The sequence below is a fragment of the Rhizobacter sp. Root1221 genome (genome assembly GCF_001425785.1).
Classification (GTDB): Bacteria; Pseudomonadota; Gammaproteobacteria; order Burkholderiales; family Burkholderiaceae_C; genus Rhizobacter.
Map to the genome: position 1 here is coordinate 40,823 of NZ_LMDI01000010.1, position 16,426 is coordinate 57,248.

Consider the following 16,426-nt stretch of genomic DNA (forward strand, 5'->3'; position numbering starts at 1 on the left):
ATCCGGCAGATCGGTGTGATTCAGTTCCTGCGCACCGGCGAGCGCGGGCCGACCGCCGTTGTCTGCGGTCTGGCGTGTGGCCTCGCGTGTGGCTGGACCTGCGGGCGGCTCAGTGCGGAAACGCCAGCCGCTTCTCCATCCACCGCTGTACTTGCTCGAACGACAGGCTGAGCACCCAGTAGATGCCGGCGGCCGCGAGGTACAGCGGGAACGGCTGGAAGGTGGTGGAGATCAGTTCCTTCGTCGCGAGCATCAGCTCCGTCACGGCGATCACGGAGATCAGCGACGTGTCCTTGATGAGGCCGATCAGGCTGTTGGACAGGCTGGGCACGGCCATGCGCAGGGCCTGCGGCGCCACCACGTGCCTCAGTGTCTGCACGCGGGTGAGGCCCAGGCTCGCGCCGGCCATCCACTGGCCCTGCCCGATGCCCACCATCGCCCCGCGCAGGCTCTCGGACAGGTACGCACCCACGTTGAGCGTGAGCGCGAGCACGCCCGCCACGAGGGGCGAGAACTCGATGCCCACGCTCGGCAGCCCGTAGTAGATGACAAACACCTGCACGAGCAGCGGCGTGCCGCGGAAGAGGCTCACGTAACCTCGCATGAGCCACTGCAGCCCGGGCACCTCGAGCACGCGCACCAGGGCGATCAGCGCGCCAAGCGCGAGGCCCAGCACCATGGCCGCCACCGCAAAGCCGAGGGTCAGCAGCGTGGCACGCAGCAGCACCGGCGCTGCGAGCTGCAGGAGCGCGGCGAGGTCCATCAGGGGGCAACCGGCGGCTTGCTCACGTCACGGCCGAACCACTTGGTGGAAATCTTCTGGAAGCTGCCGTCGGCCTTCAGGTCGGCCAGCGCCTTGTCGATCGCGGCCTTGAACTTCGGGTTGCCCTTGCGGAACGGGATGGCGTTGCTTTCGGTGGGACCGATGGGCGCGCCAGCCTTCACGGGCAGCTTCGTCTTCTGCGCGAGGTACGGGATCAGCAGGCTGTCGTTGAGGGCCACGTCGAGGCGGCCGGAGGCCAGGTCCTGCAGGTACTCGGGGGCACCCGGATACACCTTGACCTCGGCACCGGCGATGCCCTTGGCAAGTTCCGCATAGTTGCTGCCCTGGCCCACGCCGATCTTCTTGCCCTTCAGGTCGGCCGGTGTGGCCAGCGGGCGGGTCTCGTTCGCCCGCACGATCAGCTGGGCGCTCGACACCACGTACGGGTCGCTGAAGTCGAAGGCCTCGCGGCGCTTGTCGGTGGCGGCCACCTGGTTGACGATCACGTCGTACTTGCCCGCCTGCAGTCCGGCCAGGATGGCGCTCCACTCGGTCGTGGAAAACGTGGCCTTCACGCCCAGCTTGCCGGCCAGCGCCTCGGCGATCTCCACGTCGAAGCCGGTGAGTTTGCCGGCGTCGTCCTTGTAGTTGAAGGGGGGGTAGGTCCCTTCGACCGCGACGCGCAGCGTGCCGCGCTGGCGCACCTCGTCGAGCAGGTCGGCCGCGTGGACGGCGCCGGCCGCCAGCGCGAGGGTCAGGGTGGCGGACACCCGCCGGGCCATCGAAACGCATGAGCGCATTGCATCTCCTCCAGATGTCGTCAAACGGGAATGGTGCCACTGTCCGCCACCCGTGCGGGCGAGGATGGTTATGCGGTGGGCGAGGATCGCGTGGTGATCAATCTTCCGAGCGCGCCTCCGCCGTGGCCGGCTCCAGGTCCGGGCGTGGTGCGGGCGCCTGGGGCAGTTCCGCGCGCAGCACCGTGCCGCGGCCCGGCGCCGTGTCCACCGTCACGCGCCCGCCGAGCGACTCGGCGCGAAAGCGCATGCCCGCCAGGCCGTGGTGGCCCGGCCGCGCCACGGCGGCGTCGAACCCCTTGCCGTCGTCGCGCACCTCGACGATGGCGCGCTCACCCGAGGGTTGCAGCGTCACCGTCACGCGGCTGGCGCCCGCGTACTTGCCGATGTTGGTCAACGCCTCCTGCACGAACCGGTACACGGCGAGGTCAGCCTTCGGGCTCAGCCGCACCTCGGCCAGCCGCGCCTCCACCGGCACCTCGAGCCGCACGCTCATGTCGTTGCACAGCGCCTGCAGCGACACGGTCAGCCCGAGGTTGGCCAGCGCGGACGGACGCAGGTCCTCGATGATCCGCCGCTTGAACGCGATGCCTTCGTTCAGGTTGCGGTTCAGGTGCTCCAGGCGGGCGATCAGGTCGGGCTGGTCGGCGAGCTTGTTGCGCATGCGCGCCACGTCGAGCTTGATCGCGGTGAGCAGGCCGCCCAGTTCATCGTGCAGTTCGCGGGCGAGGTGGGCGCGTTCGTCCTCGCGGGCCGTCTGCAGGTGGGTGGCGAGCTCGCGCAAGTCAGCGGTTCGGTGGCGCACCTCGTCCTCGAGCCGCACCCGCTCACGGGCCAGGTCGGCCTGCTGCTGGTTGCGTTCCCGGTCCTGCTGGAACAGCTGGCGCATGAACACGAACAGGCCGAGCACGCTCAGCACCGCCAGGGCCCCCACGCCCAGCCGGTTGACCAGCAGCGCGTCGAACAGGGTCACGCGGGACGTGGCCTGCGAACGCGCCGTGCGCTGCAGTTCCTGGTTCAGCTCGTTGCGCAACGCGGCCATCTTCCGGCGGGTGTCGCCAGTGCGCATCAGCGCCACGGCCGCCTCGTGCTGGCCGGCCTGGGCCAGCGCCAACGCCTGCTCGGTCTCGGCCAGGGCCTCTGCGGTCGCGGCGGCCAGCCGGCGGGCGGTGTCGCGGCCTTCTGCGCCCGCCTGTTCGAGCACCTCGTCGACGGCGTGGCGCGCGCCGGGCAGTTCGGCGAGGGCCGTGTCGTACGGCGCGAGGTCGTCGGGGTTGCCGGTGAGCAGGTAGCCGCGCGACGCGGACTCGACGTCGGTCATCAGCTGCATCAGGCGCGCGGTGGCCATGCGGGCCTCCGTCCACGCAATGCCACCGCGCAACGTGGCGCTGGTCTGCACGTACGTGAGTTCACTCAGCACGAGCAGGCCGGCGGCCGCCAGCACAAGCGCCGGGAACGTGAACCGCTTTCGCAACCACCGCTCTGCGGTTGTCCTGAACATCGTTTTCCCCCCTGTGATGCCATCGAGTCTATTCGCGTCAGTGCGCGTCGCACCGAGCGGGCGCGATGCGGGGCATCCATCACACTTGCCGCGGTCCTGCCATCTTCACCCGGCCCGCGCTGCCCGACAATGGGGACGGGAGCCGGGCGGCCGGCGCAATGCAACGGGCGTGCCCGGAAAGTGTAGATGGAAGCGGTTTCACCGGGATTCAGCATCCTTGTCGCCGACGACAGCGAAGACGCGGCCGAGAGCCTGGCCATGCTGCTCGAATTCGAGGGGCACCAGGTCGTGATCGCGCTCGACGGCGACGCTGCGCTGGCGTCGGCCGAACGGGTGCGCCCGCAGATCGCCATCCTCGACATCGGCATGCCCGGCGCCACCGGGTACGAGGTGGCGCGCCGCATCCGCGAAGCCCCGTGGGGCCGAGGCATGCTGCTGATCGCCGCCACCGGCTGGGGCCAGGACGAAGACCGCCGGCGCGCGCTTGCGGCCGGCTTCGACCGCCACCTGACCAAACCGATGGACGCCACCGCGCTGGCGGCGTCGCTCGGCACCTGGCTCGCCGAGGCCCGGGCCCGGGGCGCCAGCTGAGCGGCACGCTGTCACCGGCGTGGGGGCGGACTCGGTTACCCTCACGCCCGTTCCCTGTTGACGAGGATTTTCCATGGACGTTGGCGCGCCGGCCTACGGGGCCGATGACACCGGCCTGATCTGCGGCTACCTGTTCCGCGAGGGTGAAGCCGCGTCACCCATCGATGCCGAACGTGGGGCCGGGTGGGCCCGGGCCGGTGCCGACGGCCCGGACGGCGCCGCCTTCGTGTGGCTGCATTTCAACCTGTCCCACAACGCGGCGGAGCGGTGGCTGGTCGAACGCGGTGGCCTGCCCGACGCGTTTTTCGAGACGCTGAAGGACGACACCCGGTCCACCCGCATCGAACGGGCCGACGATGCGCTGATCGCCGTCATCAACGACGTGCACTTCGACTTCTCGTTCGAGCCGTCCGACCTGTCCACGCTGTGGGTCAGCGTGGACCACCGCCTGATGGTGACCGCCCGCCGCCAGCCGCTGCGGTCGGTGGACAAGCTGCGGGAGGCCGTGCGCGGCGGGGCGGCCTTCCGGTCCACCGTCGAACTGCTCGAACACCTGATGCGCGACCAGGCGGACGTGCTCGTCGAGATCGTGCGCAACGTCACCGCCCGCATCGACCGCATCGAGGACCAACTGCTCGCCGGCACGCTCGACACCAAGCGTGCCAAGCTCGGTGCGTTGCGCCGGCTGCTCGTGCGCTTGCAGCGGCTGCTGGCGCCCGAACCCGCATCGCTGTTCCGCCTGTTGCAGCACCCGCCGGCGTGGATGGCCGAGCGCGATGCCCAGGAACTGCGCCAGGCCACCGAGGAGTTTTCGGTGGTGCTGCGCGACATGTCGGCGCTGCAGGAGCGCATCAAGCTGCTCCAGGAAGAGGTGGCGGGGCAGGTCAACGAGCAGAACAACCGCAGCCTCTTCGTGCTGACGATCGTGACCGTGCTGGCGCTGCCCATCAACATGGTGGCGGGCCTGTTGGGCATGAACGTGGGCGGCATCCCGCTGGCCGACCACGCCCACGGGTTCTGGGTCATCGTGGGGCTGGTGGCCGCGCTGACCGGCGTGTTGGGGTGGTTTGCCTTCCGGAAGAGCCGGGACGACTGAAGGGCTGAGCCGCGTTTCATCACGCTGACACACCTTGCTTCCACCATCGCCGCACGCTCGTTTCCAGGAGAGTGCGATGCACCCCGTTTCCCTCACGCTGACCACCCCGGCCCGGCGCCCGCTGCGCAGCGCCACGTACCACCGCCTCGCCGCGGCCTCGAAGCAGATGGGGCGTTTCGGCGCCGGCCAGCCCACCGTGCTGCCCACCCGCTCGTCGCTGCTGCGCCGTGCGTTGCGTTCGGTGGGTTGCGCGATCTGAACGACATTCACAGCCGCGTCACGCGGCGTGACGAGAGTCACGGGATTGTTCCTCCTGGGAGATCACCGTGAAAAGAAGTGCCTGGATCCTGTGGGCCGTGCTGGCCGCCACCGTGGCCCCCGCGGGGGCCACCACCGTTTCGCTCGCCGCCGATGGGCAGTGGGTGGGTTTCAATGTCAACGACCTCGATGCGGTGTCGCAGGGGGTCGAGTGGGTCGACAACGCGAATTCGCTTTCGCCCGGCTTCGGATCCCCGCTGTCGTTCGCGTTCACCGTGGCCGCCGGTTTCACGGGGTACCTGAGCGTGGTCGACGCCGGCTTCTCGGGCGACACGTTTTCCATCCGCAACCAGGGCTCGCTGCTGGGCCTCACGTCCACCGTGCCGGTCACCCGCTTCGACACCGCGGTGGACCGCGGCCTCGACTACGCCGCCGCGTTCGCCGACCGCGCGAACTTCAGCAGCAGCACGTTCGCGCTCGGTGCCGGTTCCTACCTGATCACCGGGTCGCTGGCGCAATCGCTGCTGTTCGACGGCCTGCCGCTGAACGCCACGGCCGGTGCGCTGAACCTGACCATGGCCCCGGTGCCGGAGCCGGCCACGCTGGCGGCGATGCTGCTGGGTCTCGGACTCGTGGCCGGCGCCGTGCGCCGCCGCGGTTGAGGAGCGCCCCATGAAACGACTCGTCCTTGCATCCGCCCTGGCCACCGCGCTGGCGTCGGCCGCCGCCGCCCCGTTCACCGTCAAGGTGATCGGTTTCAACGACTTCCACGGCAACCTGCAATCCCCGGGCACCTTCGGCATCAACACGACGATCCCCGCCGCACAGCGCCCGGCGGTGGGCGGTGCCGAGTTCATCGCGGCCGCCGTGGCCCGCCTGAAGGCGCAGAACCCGAACCACGCCGTGGTGGGGGCCGGTGACTTCATCGGTGCGTCGCCGCTGGTGTCGGCGCTGTTCTTCGACGAACCGGCCATCGAGGCCATGAACCACATCGGCCTCGAGTTCAACGCCGTGGGCAACCACGAGTTCGACAAGGGGTCCGGCGAACTTCGCCGCCTGCAGAACGGCGGCTGCAAGCTCACGAACGGCTTGCCCGATCCGAACAGCTGCAAGGGCCTCGGCTCGGGCGCACCGGGCACGTTCGACGGCGCACGGTTCAAGTGGCTGGCGGCGAACGTGGTGGAGACGGCCACCGGCCGAACGCTGCTGCCGCCGTACGGCATCAAGACGTTCAACGGCGTGAAGGTGGCGTTCATCGGCATGACGCTGAAGGGCACCCCGTCGATCGTCACGCCCACCGGCGTGGCCGGGCTGGTGTTCGACGACGAAGCGGCCACGGTCAACGCGCTGGTGCCGAAGCTGCGGGCGCAGGGCATCGAGTCGATCGTGGTGCTGGTGCACCAGGGGGGCTTCCAGACGAGCCCGAACGTCGGCGACATCAACGGCTGCGACGGCAACCTCGCCACCGCCAACGGCCCGTCCGACATCGCGAACATCGTGTCGCGCCTCGACAACGCGGTGGACCTGGTCATCAGCGGCCACACCCACGCGGCCTACAACTGCTCGGCCGGCACGGTGGACGTGCGCAGCGCCGCAGGCGTGGTCACGCGCACGCCGCGCCCCACGGGCCTGCCCAACAAGGCGGGCCGCCTGGTGCCCGTCACGAGCGCCAGCGCGTTCGGCCGTGTGCTGACCGACATCGACCTGACCATCGATCCCGCCACCCGCAACGTGGTGGCCGTGGCCGCGACGAACCGGCTGGTGGACCGCACCGACCCGGTCCTCGTGCAGGCGGTCGAGACCGACCCCACGGTCAAGCGCCTGGTCGATGGGTACGCGGCCCTCGCGTCGCCGCTGGCGGGCCAGGTGATCGGCACCATCGCGGCCCCGCTGCCCAACACCGCCAACGCTGCCGGCGAGATGCCCGCCGGCAGCCTGATCGCCGACGCGCAGTTGCAGGCCACGCAGCCGGCCTCGCTCGGTGGTGCGGTGGCGGCGTTCATGAACCCGGGCGGTGTGCGCAGCCCGGGGTTCACCGGCGCGGCCTACCCGTACGCGCTGACGTACGGTGACGCGTTCACCACGCAGCCGTTCGGCAACAGCCTCGTGACGATGACGCTGACCGCGCAGCAGCTCAAGGACCTGCTCGAGCAGCAGTTCGCCGGGTGCCTCGGGCAGGTCGGCCAGCGCATCCTGCAGGTGTCGAACGGGGTGAAGTACACGTGGCGTGCGTCCGCCGCGCCGTGCGCCAAGGTGATCGACCTGACACTGACCCCCACCGACGTGACCGTCTATCCGCCGGTCAGCACCGGCGTCGCGGAAGAGGTGGTGCGTGCCGGCGTGGTGCTGAACCCGGCGAAGACGTACCGGGTCACGGTGAACAACTTCATGGCCACGGGTGGCGACGGCTTCACGGTGCTGCTTGGCGGCACCGGGGTGCTCGGGGGCGCGCAGGACATCGACGCGCTGATCGCGTACCTGAGCGGCGGCTACAAGGCGCCGAATGTGCCGTACGACCCGGCACACGCGTCGCTGAAGCGCCCGCGCATCGTGCAGGTGCCGTGAGCGGCATGAATCGCCGCGCGGCGCTGGCGATCCTCCTGGCGCCTGCGTTGGCGGGTGCCCATGGCGCTCGGGAGGTCGGCGCTGCAGTGGCTGCCGCGCTCGCTGTTGGAGAGGCGGCGCTGGCGCGGGGCGACACCGCGGCGGCCCTGCAGGCCTTCGAGCAGGCGGCCGCGCTGCACCATGCGGCCAACATCGAGATGGGGCTCGTGCGCGCGTGGATGCAGGGGGGCGAGTACCGCCGGGCACTGGCGTTCTGCGCCCACACGGCCGGTGGCCACCGCGACGACGCGGCACCTGGTGCGCTGTATGCGTGGCTGTTGCGGTTGGGCGGGCAGGGCGCCGCCGCGCAGCGGGTGATGGATGACACCCGCACCCGTTGGCCGGCCGACCCCGTCGTGTCGGCGGCGGTGCGCCAGTTCGCCACGGCGTGGCCAGTGGCCGGCGGGGTGCTGGCCGAGGCCCCGCACCGGCTGGCCCCGTACACCGAGGCGTCGCCGGACGGCCGGATCCTGGGCACCGGCGTGCGGGTCGGCCTGGACCAGGCCCTGGTGCCGCTCGAGGCGGGTTCGCCACGTGTTGGCGTGCGCGACGGCCTGGGGCGGTTCGCCGAAGCGGTGGTGGTGCAGGACAGCCGCATCCCCGCGGGCCTCGCGTGCCTGCGGTTCACCTCTCCCCTCGGGCCGGTGGCGCCGCTGCCGGTCGCGGCACGTGACCCGTTCGCCGGTAGCGCCGGCTACACGGTGACCTACAGCAATGGGGCCGATGGCGCGCCCGCGTGGCCCTGGCTCCATGCTGGGTTCGTGGGCGGGTTCGACGGCGGGCTTGATGGCACGCGGCCCCGGCGGCGCCTGGGCATCGACGTGCCCGCGGGCGCCCGCGGGGGCGTGCTGTTCGACACCTCCGGGCACCTGGCCGGGCTGGTGGACGGGGCGGGGTGGTGGCCCGTGTCCCTGCTGCGGCCCTGGTTGGACTCGCCGTCACCCGCCGCACCACGGGCCGCGTCCGACGAGGTCTACGAGCGGGCGATGTCGTCCACGTTGCAGGTCATGTCGATCGCCTGACCGTCGGGCAGCACCACGAGCGCCTGCAGCGCGAGCAGCGCCTGGGTGAAGGCCGGGGCCCGCACCGCGGCTGCCGCCTGGGTGGTGTCGCGTGTGGCCCGGTAGGTGGTGGAGAGCGCCGCAACCCACGCCGGGTCGGCGTCCGCCGTGCGCAACGCGGCGGCCAGCCGCCGCAGTGCCAGGCGCAGCTGGTGCAGGTGGCCGGCGGCGAACTCGCCGGAAGCCACCTCGCTCGCGTTCGGCAGCAGGTGCGCCAGGCCGGTGGCGGCCACCTCCTTCGCCGAGGCGCCGACCGGGAACATCCGGCCGGGTACCGGTTCGCCCAGCGTCACCCGGCGTGCAAGCCGGTCCCCGCGTTCGGCCTTCGAGCGCACGTCCAGCCACAGCCCGTGGCGGCGCACCCAGCAGGCCGCGGCGTCCAGCACGGCCACGACCTCGCCATCCACCAGCTCGATCTCCAGTTCGTGCACTGGCCAGCGGAGATCGCCGGCGGCGATCTCGCCCACGTCCAGTGCCAGTTCGATGGTGCCCCGTCCGGCGTGCACGATGCGGTGGGTGCGCAGGATGTCCGTGCGGTACAGCGGCACGAGCGTGGCCCCACCGAGCGCGCGGGCGATCAGCGTGCCAGCAGGCGTGTGGTCGTGGCGGGTGAGGTCGAGGGCGGGCGGCGGGCCGTCCGGCGCCCCCTCCACGGGCACGTTGTGTTCGTGGCGCTGCATCGCATGCGGGTCGCCGGCCTTGGCCGTCTGCACCCACTGCGTGCCCTCCAGCCGCAGGCGCACGGCGATGCCGGCAGTCGCCAGGCGGCGGTCGGGGGTGTCGAAGTACACCGCCTGCAGCCGGGTCTGCCCGGCCCGTCCGGATGCGGCGGCCCGCGACACGGCCGTCCGCGCCTCGGGTGGCACCTGGAATTTCAGTTCGATCTCGGTCATCGGGGCATGGTCACTGCACTCGGGCCCCGACTGTACCTACGTGACCAGTTCGTAGTGGTGGACGATCGAGAAACCGTCCCGTTCCTGCAGGTAGAGCCGCACGCGCTGGCCTTCGGCCAGTTCGCCGATGTCCGGCCCCCGCGTGCTGCGCGTGGCGCCCCAGGTGCGCGTCTTGCCGTCGCTGAAAAACGCGAGGCCGAACTTCGGCAACACCTCGCTGACTTCCGCCTCCATCAACAGGAGCAGGGTCTCCGGCGTGTCGGATTGGTGCATGGGGGCTCCTCCATGGCGCGGGTGGGGTGGGGCCCGCGGGCAGGAAGCGAGTTCCGTGCCGCGATGGCGGTGCACGCCGGCATTGCCCCTCTTGCGGGGGATGACAAGTTGTACTGTGCATCTATTGATGTACAGTAGGCGCATCCACCCAGGAGGCCCCATGAGATCGCAGACCCAGTTGCTCATCATCGACCCGCAGAACGACTTCTGCGACCTGCCCGTCGGCTGGTGCCCGGCCGATCCGCTCACCGGCGAGCCCATCGCCCCCGCGCTGCCCGTGGCGGGTGCCCACGCCGACATGGGCCGGCTGGCGGCCTTCATCCGCGGCGCGGCCGGTGCACTCGACGACATCACCGTCACGCTCGACAGCCACAACCGCCTGCACATCGCCCACCCCACGTTCTGGCAGACGGGGGAGGGTGGCCCCGTGGCCCCGTTCACGCAGATCACCGCCCGTCAGGTGCGCGCTGGCGCCTTCCGCCCGCGCGACCCGGCGGCCGAGGAGCGGGCGCTGGCGTACCTCGAGGCGCTCGAGGCCCGCGGCCGCTACACGCTGATGGTGTGGCCGGTGCACTGCGAGATCGGCACCTGGGGCCACGGCGTGCACGCCGACGTGCGCGCCGCGTACAACACCTGGGAGGTGGACCGCCTGAAGGTCGTGCGCAAGGTGGCCAAGGGCTCGAACCTGTGGACCGAACACTACAGCGCCTTGCAGGCCGAGGTGCCCGACCGCACCGACCCGCACACGCAACTCAACCAGGCGCTGCTCGCCGCGCTCGACACGGCCGACGTGCTGGTGGTGGCCGGCGAAGCCGGCAGCCACTGCGTCAAGGCCACGGTCGAGGACCTGGCCGACAACCTGCCCGGCGGCCGCCCCGAACGCCTGGTATTGCTCACCGACTGCATGAGCGCGGTGACCGGTTTTGCGGCGCAGCAGGACACCTTCCTGCGCGGCATGGCCGAACGGGGCGCCCGGCTCACCACGTCCACCGACCTGCTGCGCGAACTCAACCGCTGAACGGACCCCTTCATGACCCCCGTGATCCAGAGCCTGCTCGACACCGACCTCTACAAGTTCTCGATGTGGCAGACGATGCTGCACCGCCACCCGCAGGCCCAGGCGGAATACCGCTTCGTGTGCCGCAACACGCCAGCCTTCCCGCTGTCGGAACTGCTGCCGGAAGTGAACGAGCAGCTCGATCACCTGTGTTCGCTGTCGTTCTCGGAAGATGAACTCGCGTACCTCGGCGCGCTGCGCTACATCAAGCCCGACTTCGTCGACTTCCTGCGCATCTTCCGCTTCCAGCGGCGTTTCGTGTCGGCCACGGCCGACGGCGCCACGCTGCGCATCGTGGCCGAGGGCCCGCAGGTGCACGTGATGGCGTTCGAGATCTACGTGCTGGCGCTCGTCAACGAGCTGTACTTCCGCCGCGTGGAAGCCGCACCGTCGCTGGCCGAGGGCCGCCGCCGGCTCGAGGCGAAGGTGGCGCTGCTGGAGGCTTTCGGCGACGAGCCCGCCCGCCGCCACCCGTTCGAGTTCTTCGACTTCGGCGTGCGCCGGCGCTTCTCCCGCGCGTGGCACGCCGAGGTGGTGGAAACGTTCAAGCGCCGCGTGCCGCAGTACTTCAAGGGCACGTCCGACGTGCGGCTCGCGCAGCAACTCGACCTGGTGCCTATCGGCACCATGGCCCACGAGTACCTGCAGTCGTACCAGGCGTTCGACGTGCGCCTGCGCGACTTCCAGCGTTTCGCGCTCGAGAACTGGGTGCAGGAGTACCGCGGCGACCTGGGGGTGGCCCTGACCGACGTGGTGGGCATGGACGCGTTCCTGGCCGACTTCGACCTGTACTTCGCGAAACTGTTCGACGGCCTGCGCCACGACTCGGGTGACCCGGTGGTGTGGGGCGAAAAAGCGCTCGCGCACTACATGAAGCTGCGCATCGACGCGAACACCAAGCGCCTCGTGTTCTCCGACGGGCTCGACCTGCCCGAGGCCTTCCGGCTGCACCGCCACTTCGCCGACCGCGTGCAGCTTGGGTTCGGCATCGGCACCAACCTCAGCAACGACGTGGGCCACACACCACTCAACATCGTGATGAAACTCACCCGTTGCAACGGCCAGCCGGTGGCCAAGCTGTCCGACAGCCCCGGCAAGACGCTGTGCGAGGACGAAACCTTCCTCGCCTACCTGCGCCAGGTTTTCGGCATCACCGCATGACAACAGGAGACGGCATGCTGCACATCACGGTCGCCCAGCTCAACTACTTCGTCGGGGACATCGAAGGCAACACGCGCAAGATGATCGAGGCGGCCCGCCGCGCCGCGGTCGACGGCGCCGACCTCGTCGTGTTCTCGGAGTTGTCCCTCACCGGCTACTACCCCGGCGACCTGCTCGAGGAGCCGGGTTTCCTGCGCCGCGTGGACGCGGGCCTGCAGGCACTGAAGGACGCGTCGCGCCAGCTGCCTGGCCTGCACTGGGTGGTGGGGGCGCCGGTGCGCCGCGACGGCCCCGGCAAGAAGTTGCACAACGCGCTGCTGGTGGTGGCCGGCGGCGAATTGGTCACGCAGTACGCGAAACAGCTGCTGCCCACGTACGACGTGTTCGACGAACAGCGCCACTTCGCGGCGGGCCCCGACGTGGCCCGCGTGCTGCGCATCGGCACCACCCAGGTGGGCCTGATGATCTGCGAGGACGGTTGGAACGACAGCGGCGAGGACTACCTCGTGAACCCGTTCACCCGTCTCGGCGACGCGGCGCCCGACCTCGTCGTGTCCATCAACGCGAGCCCGTCCAACGTGGGCAAGCGCGAACAGCGCCACCAGGTGTTCGGCCAGGCGAGCACGCGGCACCGCCTGCCGCTCCTGTACGTGAACCAGGTGGGCGGGCAAGACCAGATCGTGTTCGACGGGGCCTCGTTCGCGGTCGAGCCCGATCGCGGCGTGACGTTCGAGGCGCAGCGGTTCGTCGAGGACACCGTGACGCTGCGGTTCGACAACGGCCGCTTCCTCGCGCTCGGCGGCGAGGCGCTGCCGCCCGTCGCGGCGCAGGGCCTCTCCACGATGGCGTTCTACCGCGCACAAACGGTGCTGGGCCTGCGCGACTACACGCGCCGCTGCGGTTTCAAGCAGGTGGTGGTGGGGTCGTCGGGTGGCATCGACAGCGCGCTCACCCTGGCGCTCGCGGTGGATGCGCTGGGGGCCGGGAACGTCGAGGCCATCACGATGCCGTCGTCGTTTTCGTCGAGCGGTTCGGTGGACGACTCGGTGACGCTGTGCAACAACCTCGGCGTGCGGCTGCACCGGCACCCCATCGCCGAGCTGGTGACCGCCTACGCGCGCCAGTTCGAGGCCACGTTCGGCACGCCGCTGGCGGGGCTGCCGCTCGAGAACCTGCAGGCCCGCATCCGCGGCACCATCCTGATGGAACACTCCAACCGCTTCGGCCACATGCTGCTCACCACGGGCAACAAGTCGGAACTGTCGGTGGGCTATTGCACGCTGTACGGCGACACGAACGGCGGCCTCGGCCTGCTCGGCGACCTGTTCAAGACCGAGGTGTTCGCGCTGTGCCGCCACCTCAACGAGGCGGCCGGCCGCGAACTCATTCCGGTGGCCATCATCGACAAGCCGCCGTCGGCCGAACTGGCCCCCGACCAGAAGGACACCGACAGCCTGCCGCCGTACCCGCTGCTCGACGAGATCCTGAAGGTCGAGATCGAAGGCGGGCGGCTGGCCACGTGGGAACGCGCGCAGGCCGAGGCGGTGGTGCAGCAGCTGCTGGCCACGCCCGAGGGCCCTGCGCTGGTGGCACGCATCCGCGGCATGGTGGCCCGCAGCGAGTACAAGCGCCGGCAATCGCCGCCCATCATCCGCGTGCGGTCGCGCGCTTTTGGCAGCGGCCGGCAGATGCCCATCGCGGCCTTTCACGCGTGAGGTCCGAGATGGCAGATTCCAGTGTCGACGTGGCCGTGTACGTGGGCCGTTTCCAGCCGTTCCACCTGGGGCACCTGGCGCTGCTGAAACACGCGCTGTCCGTGGCGCCACGTGTGGTGCTCGTGATCGGGTCGGCCCACCAGGCCCGGTCGCCCAAGAATCCGTTCACGTGGCGCGAGCGGGCCGAGATGGTGCGGCTCGCGCTGGACGAGGGCGACCGCGCCCGGGTCGATTTCCTGCCGGTGCGCGACTACTACGACGAGGCACGTTGGGTGGCGGCGGTGCAGGCCGGCGTGAAGGCGCTCGCGGGGCCGCCGGTGTCGGTGGCACTCGTGGGGCACTTCAAGGATGCCACCAGCGACTACCTGAAGGCGTTCGCCGGCTGGTCGGTGGTGCCGGTGGCGCGGGTCACCGCGGCCGACGGCACGGCGCTGCGCGACGCGCTGTTCGGCGCCCCGGCGCGCTCGATCGACGCCACGCTCGCCGCGCTGGTCGAACACGCCCCGGCCACCACGCTCGACTTCCTGCGCGCGTGGGTGGCGCTGCCGCACTTCGCCGAGCTCGCCGACGAGTGGCGCATGTTGCAGCAGTACAAGACCGCGTGGGCGGCGGCCCCGTACCCGCCGGTGTTCGTGACGGTCGACGCCGTGGTGCGCTGCGCCGGCCGGGTGCTGCTGGTGCGGCGCGGACAGGCGCCCGGCAAGGGGCTGTACGCGGTGCCGGGCGGCTTCATCGAGGCGCGCGAGACGGTGTACCAGTCGGCCGTGCGTGAGTTGAAGGAGGAGACGGGCCTCGGCCTGCTGGACGCCACCATGCGCCGCGCGCTGACGGCGGTGGCCGTGTTCGATCACCCCGACCGCAGCCAGCGCGGACGCACCATCACGCATGCCCACTGCTTCGACCTCGGTGACCGGGAGCTGCCCGAGGTGGCCGGTGCCGACGACGCGCTGTCGGCCGACTGGGTGCCCGTCGCCGACCTGGCCGCACTCGAGGACCGCTTCCACGACGACCACTTCCACATGCTCGACCATTTCCTGGGCCTCACGGCCCGCTGAACCGATGGCCGCCGACTTCCCGAAACCGTTCACCACCGTCGACCTGGCCATCTTCGCGGTGCACGACGGCGTGCTGAACGTGCTGCTGGTGCAGCGGCCCGACGCCCCCGGCGAACCGTTCGCCGGCCTGTGGGCGTTGCCGGGGGGTTATGTGGACGTCGTGCGGGACACCGACCTGGAAGCCTGCGCGCGCCGCAAGCTGCGCGAGAAGACCGGCGTGCAGAGCCCGTACCTGGAACAGCTGGGCAGCTGGGGCAGTGCCACGCGCGATCCCCGCGGCTGGTCGGCCACCCACGTGCACTTCGCGTTGATCGACGGGGGCGGCGTGGCGCTGTCGAAAGGGGCCAACGCCGCCGATGTGGGCTGGTTCGCGGTGAACACCGTGCTCCGCCGCCCCCGCCTGGCGTTCGACCACGCGGAGATCCTGCGCGCGGCGGTCGAGCGCCTGCGCGGCAAGGCGGAGTACACGTCGCTGCCTGCGTTCCTGCTGCCCGAACCGTTCACGTTGCCGGAGTTGCAACAGGCGTACGAAGTGGTGCTGGGGCGGCCGGTGGACAAGAGCGGCTTTCGCACCCGCATGCTCGCGGCCGACTTCCTCGTGGAGACGGGCCAGATCGACCGCGGCACCAAGCGCCCGCCCATGGGCTACCGGTTGAAACGCCGCACCGGGCCGGTGGTGTTTCCGCGCACGTTCAGCCCGCGCAACGGCGCCTGAACGCCGCGTTGCACATCAGGGTGTCTCCGGAGGGCAGGGGACGCCGGGGTCTGGCATCCTCGAATTGATCAACACTCGTTCACTGCCTGGGCTCGCACGGCCCGAACGGACGGGGCCGTTCCGTGCAACGGAAGTGCCGCCATGCCCAAGATCCCCGCAGATGCGACGTTCGTGCCCGGTGACGGTGTTGCCGCGGTCGACCGGGCTCTCGCCATCGCGTCGGCGCTGGCCCAGTCCAGCACCACGCTGACGCTGGCCGACCTGGCCCGGCTCACGGGCATGTACAAGAGCACGCTGCTGCGCCTGCTCGCGTCGCTGCAGCGCAGCGGGTTGGTCGTGCACCGCAGCGACCGGCGCTACGCCCTCGGTCCGCTCGCGTTCTTGTTCGGCCGTGCATTCGACCAGACCTACGGCCTGCGCGACGGGGTGTATCCGGTGCTCGAGTGGCTGGTGACCCAGCACACCGAAAGCCCGTCGTTCCACGTGTTGCACGGCAAGACCACCAGGCTGTGCCTCTTCCGCATCGACTCACCCCACGCCACGCTCGACCGCGTGCGCGAGGGCGATGTGCTGCCGCTCGACAAGGGCGCGGGCGGCCGGGCCCTCGCGGCGTTCGCGCAAGGTGCCAGCGCCAAGGCGCCACTCGTGTTCACGTCGCATGGCGAACGCGACCCGCTGTGTGCGGCCATCGCGAGCCCGGTGTTCGGGCCATCCGGGCTGCTGCTGGGCGCCTTGTCGCTGTCCGGTCCGCTGGAGCGTTTTTCGGAACATGCGGTGCAGCGCATGAGCATGTTGCTGCTGACCGCCGCCGAAACGGCCACCCGATCGCTCGGTGGGCGTTGGCCCGGGGCGCTGGCCCCGATGGACCGCCGCCGGGCGTGAGCGC

17 protein-coding genes are annotated in these 16,426 nt (G+C 70.6%); 12 read left to right on the plus strand and 5 right to left on the minus strand.

The window, feature by feature from the left end; translation table 11 throughout:
- Window positions 1-109: 109 nt before the first annotated feature.
- The 3 genes from ASC87_RS08660 to ASC87_RS08670 form a co-directional block, all read right to left on the minus strand.
- On the minus strand, window positions 110-763 hold the full coding sequence (locus ASC87_RS08660) for an amino acid ABC transporter permease (RefSeq protein ID WP_056659633.1): 654 nt from the start codon (window positions 761-763) through the stop codon (window positions 110-112).
- The gene (locus ASC87_RS08665; protein WP_235582115.1) at window positions 763-1,545 is read right to left on the minus strand and encodes a transporter substrate-binding domain-containing protein; all 783 of its coding nucleotides are present in this window, start codon (window positions 1,543-1,545) and stop codon (window positions 763-765) included. Before ASC87_RS08665 ends, ASC87_RS08660 begins: the two co-directional genes overlap by 1 nt.
- A 115-nt stretch (window positions 1,546-1,660) precedes the next feature.
- Window positions 1,661-3,061: a CHASE3 domain-containing protein gene (locus ASC87_RS08670; protein ID WP_082568504.1), complete on the minus strand. Its 1,401-nt coding sequence runs from the start codon at window positions 3,059-3,061 to the stop codon at window positions 1,661-1,663.
- A 186-nt stretch (window positions 3,062-3,247) separates the two neighbouring features.
- Between ASC87_RS08670 and ASC87_RS08675 the strand changes: the two genes are divergently transcribed.
- The 6 genes from ASC87_RS08675 (at window position 3,248) to ASC87_RS08700 (ending at window position 8,632) form a co-directional block, all read left to right on the plus strand.
- On the plus strand, window positions 3,248-3,652 hold the full coding sequence (locus ASC87_RS08675) for a response regulator (RefSeq protein ID WP_082568505.1): 405 nt from the start codon (window positions 3,248-3,250) through the stop codon (window positions 3,650-3,652).
- A 73-nt stretch (window positions 3,653-3,725) separates the two neighbouring features.
- Window positions 3,726-4,748: a transporter gene (locus tag ASC87_RS08680; RefSeq protein WP_056659639.1), complete on the plus strand. Its 1,023-nt coding sequence runs from the start codon at window positions 3,726-3,728 to the stop codon at window positions 4,746-4,748.
- 76 nt (window positions 4,749-4,824) lie between these two features.
- Window positions 4,825-5,007 carry a hypothetical protein gene (locus ASC87_RS08685; protein ID WP_056659641.1) on the plus strand — a complete coding sequence of 61 codons (183 nt, stop codon included), beginning with the start codon at window positions 4,825-4,827 and terminating at the stop codon, window positions 5,005-5,007.
- 67 nt (window positions 5,008-5,074) lie between these two features.
- The gene (locus tag ASC87_RS32705; protein ID WP_200954333.1) at window positions 5,075-5,668 is read left to right on the plus strand and encodes a PEP-CTERM sorting domain-containing protein; all 594 of its coding nucleotides are present in this window, start codon (window positions 5,075-5,077) and stop codon (window positions 5,666-5,668) included.
- Between the two features lie 10 nt (window positions 5,669-5,678).
- A complete protein-coding gene (locus tag ASC87_RS08695; protein WP_056659645.1) occupies window positions 5,679-7,571 on the plus strand; it encodes a bifunctional UDP-sugar hydrolase/5'-nucleotidase in 1,893 nt (630 codons plus the stop codon).
- A 5-nt stretch (window positions 7,572-7,576) separates the two neighbouring features.
- Complete coding sequence (locus ASC87_RS08700; RefSeq protein ID WP_056659647.1) at window positions 7,577-8,632, plus strand: trypsin-like peptidase domain-containing protein; 1,056 nt, start codon at window positions 7,577-7,579, stop codon at window positions 8,630-8,632.
- Here ASC87_RS08700 and ASC87_RS08705 read toward each other — a convergent pair.
- Both ASC87_RS08705 and ASC87_RS08710 read right to left on the minus strand, forming a co-directional pair.
- Window positions 8,584-9,564, minus strand: coding sequence for a CYTH domain-containing protein (locus tag ASC87_RS08705; protein ID WP_056659649.1), 981 nt, complete (start codon window positions 9,562-9,564; stop codon window positions 8,584-8,586). The genes ASC87_RS08700 and ASC87_RS08705 overlap by 49 nt on opposite strands.
- A gap of 36 nt (window positions 9,565-9,600) precedes the next feature.
- Window positions 9,601-9,837, minus strand: coding sequence for a hypothetical protein (locus tag ASC87_RS08710; protein ID WP_056659651.1), 237 nt, complete (start codon window positions 9,835-9,837; stop codon window positions 9,601-9,603).
- Between the two features lie 160 nt (window positions 9,838-9,997).
- Here ASC87_RS08710 and ASC87_RS08715 point away from each other — a divergent pair, with 160 nt between their 5' ends.
- The 6 genes from ASC87_RS08715 to ASC87_RS08740 all read left to right on the plus strand — a co-directional run bounded on the left by ASC87_RS08715 (window position 9,998) and on the right by ASC87_RS08740 (window position 16,422).
- Window positions 9,998-10,855: an isochorismatase family protein gene (locus ASC87_RS08715; protein WP_056659653.1), complete on the plus strand. Its 858-nt coding sequence runs from the start codon at window positions 9,998-10,000 to the stop codon at window positions 10,853-10,855.
- A gap of 12 nt (window positions 10,856-10,867) precedes the next feature.
- Window positions 10,868-12,055, plus strand: a complete 1,188-nt coding sequence (pncB, locus tag ASC87_RS08720) for a nicotinate phosphoribosyltransferase (protein ID WP_056659656.1) — start codon at window positions 10,868-10,870, stop codon at window positions 12,053-12,055.
- A 14-nt stretch (window positions 12,056-12,069) separates the two neighbouring features.
- The gene (locus ASC87_RS08725; RefSeq protein WP_056659658.1) at window positions 12,070-13,770 is read left to right on the plus strand and encodes an NAD+ synthase; all 1,701 of its coding nucleotides are present in this window, start codon (window positions 12,070-12,072) and stop codon (window positions 13,768-13,770) included.
- An 8-nt stretch (window positions 13,771-13,778) separates the two neighbouring features.
- Complete coding sequence (locus ASC87_RS08730; RefSeq protein ID WP_056659660.1) at window positions 13,779-14,825, plus strand: bifunctional nicotinamide-nucleotide adenylyltransferase/Nudix hydroxylase; 1,047 nt, start codon at window positions 13,779-13,781, stop codon at window positions 14,823-14,825.
- 4 nt (window positions 14,826-14,829) lie between these two features.
- Window positions 14,830-15,540: an NUDIX domain-containing protein gene (locus ASC87_RS08735; protein ID WP_157603920.1), complete on the plus strand. Its 711-nt coding sequence runs from the start codon at window positions 14,830-14,832 to the stop codon at window positions 15,538-15,540.
- Window positions 15,541-15,681: 141 nt separating this feature from the next.
- Window positions 15,682-16,422, plus strand: a complete 741-nt coding sequence (locus ASC87_RS08740) for an IclR family transcriptional regulator (protein ID WP_056659662.1) — start codon at window positions 15,682-15,684, stop codon at window positions 16,420-16,422.
- Window positions 16,423-16,426: the final 4 nt, after the last annotated feature.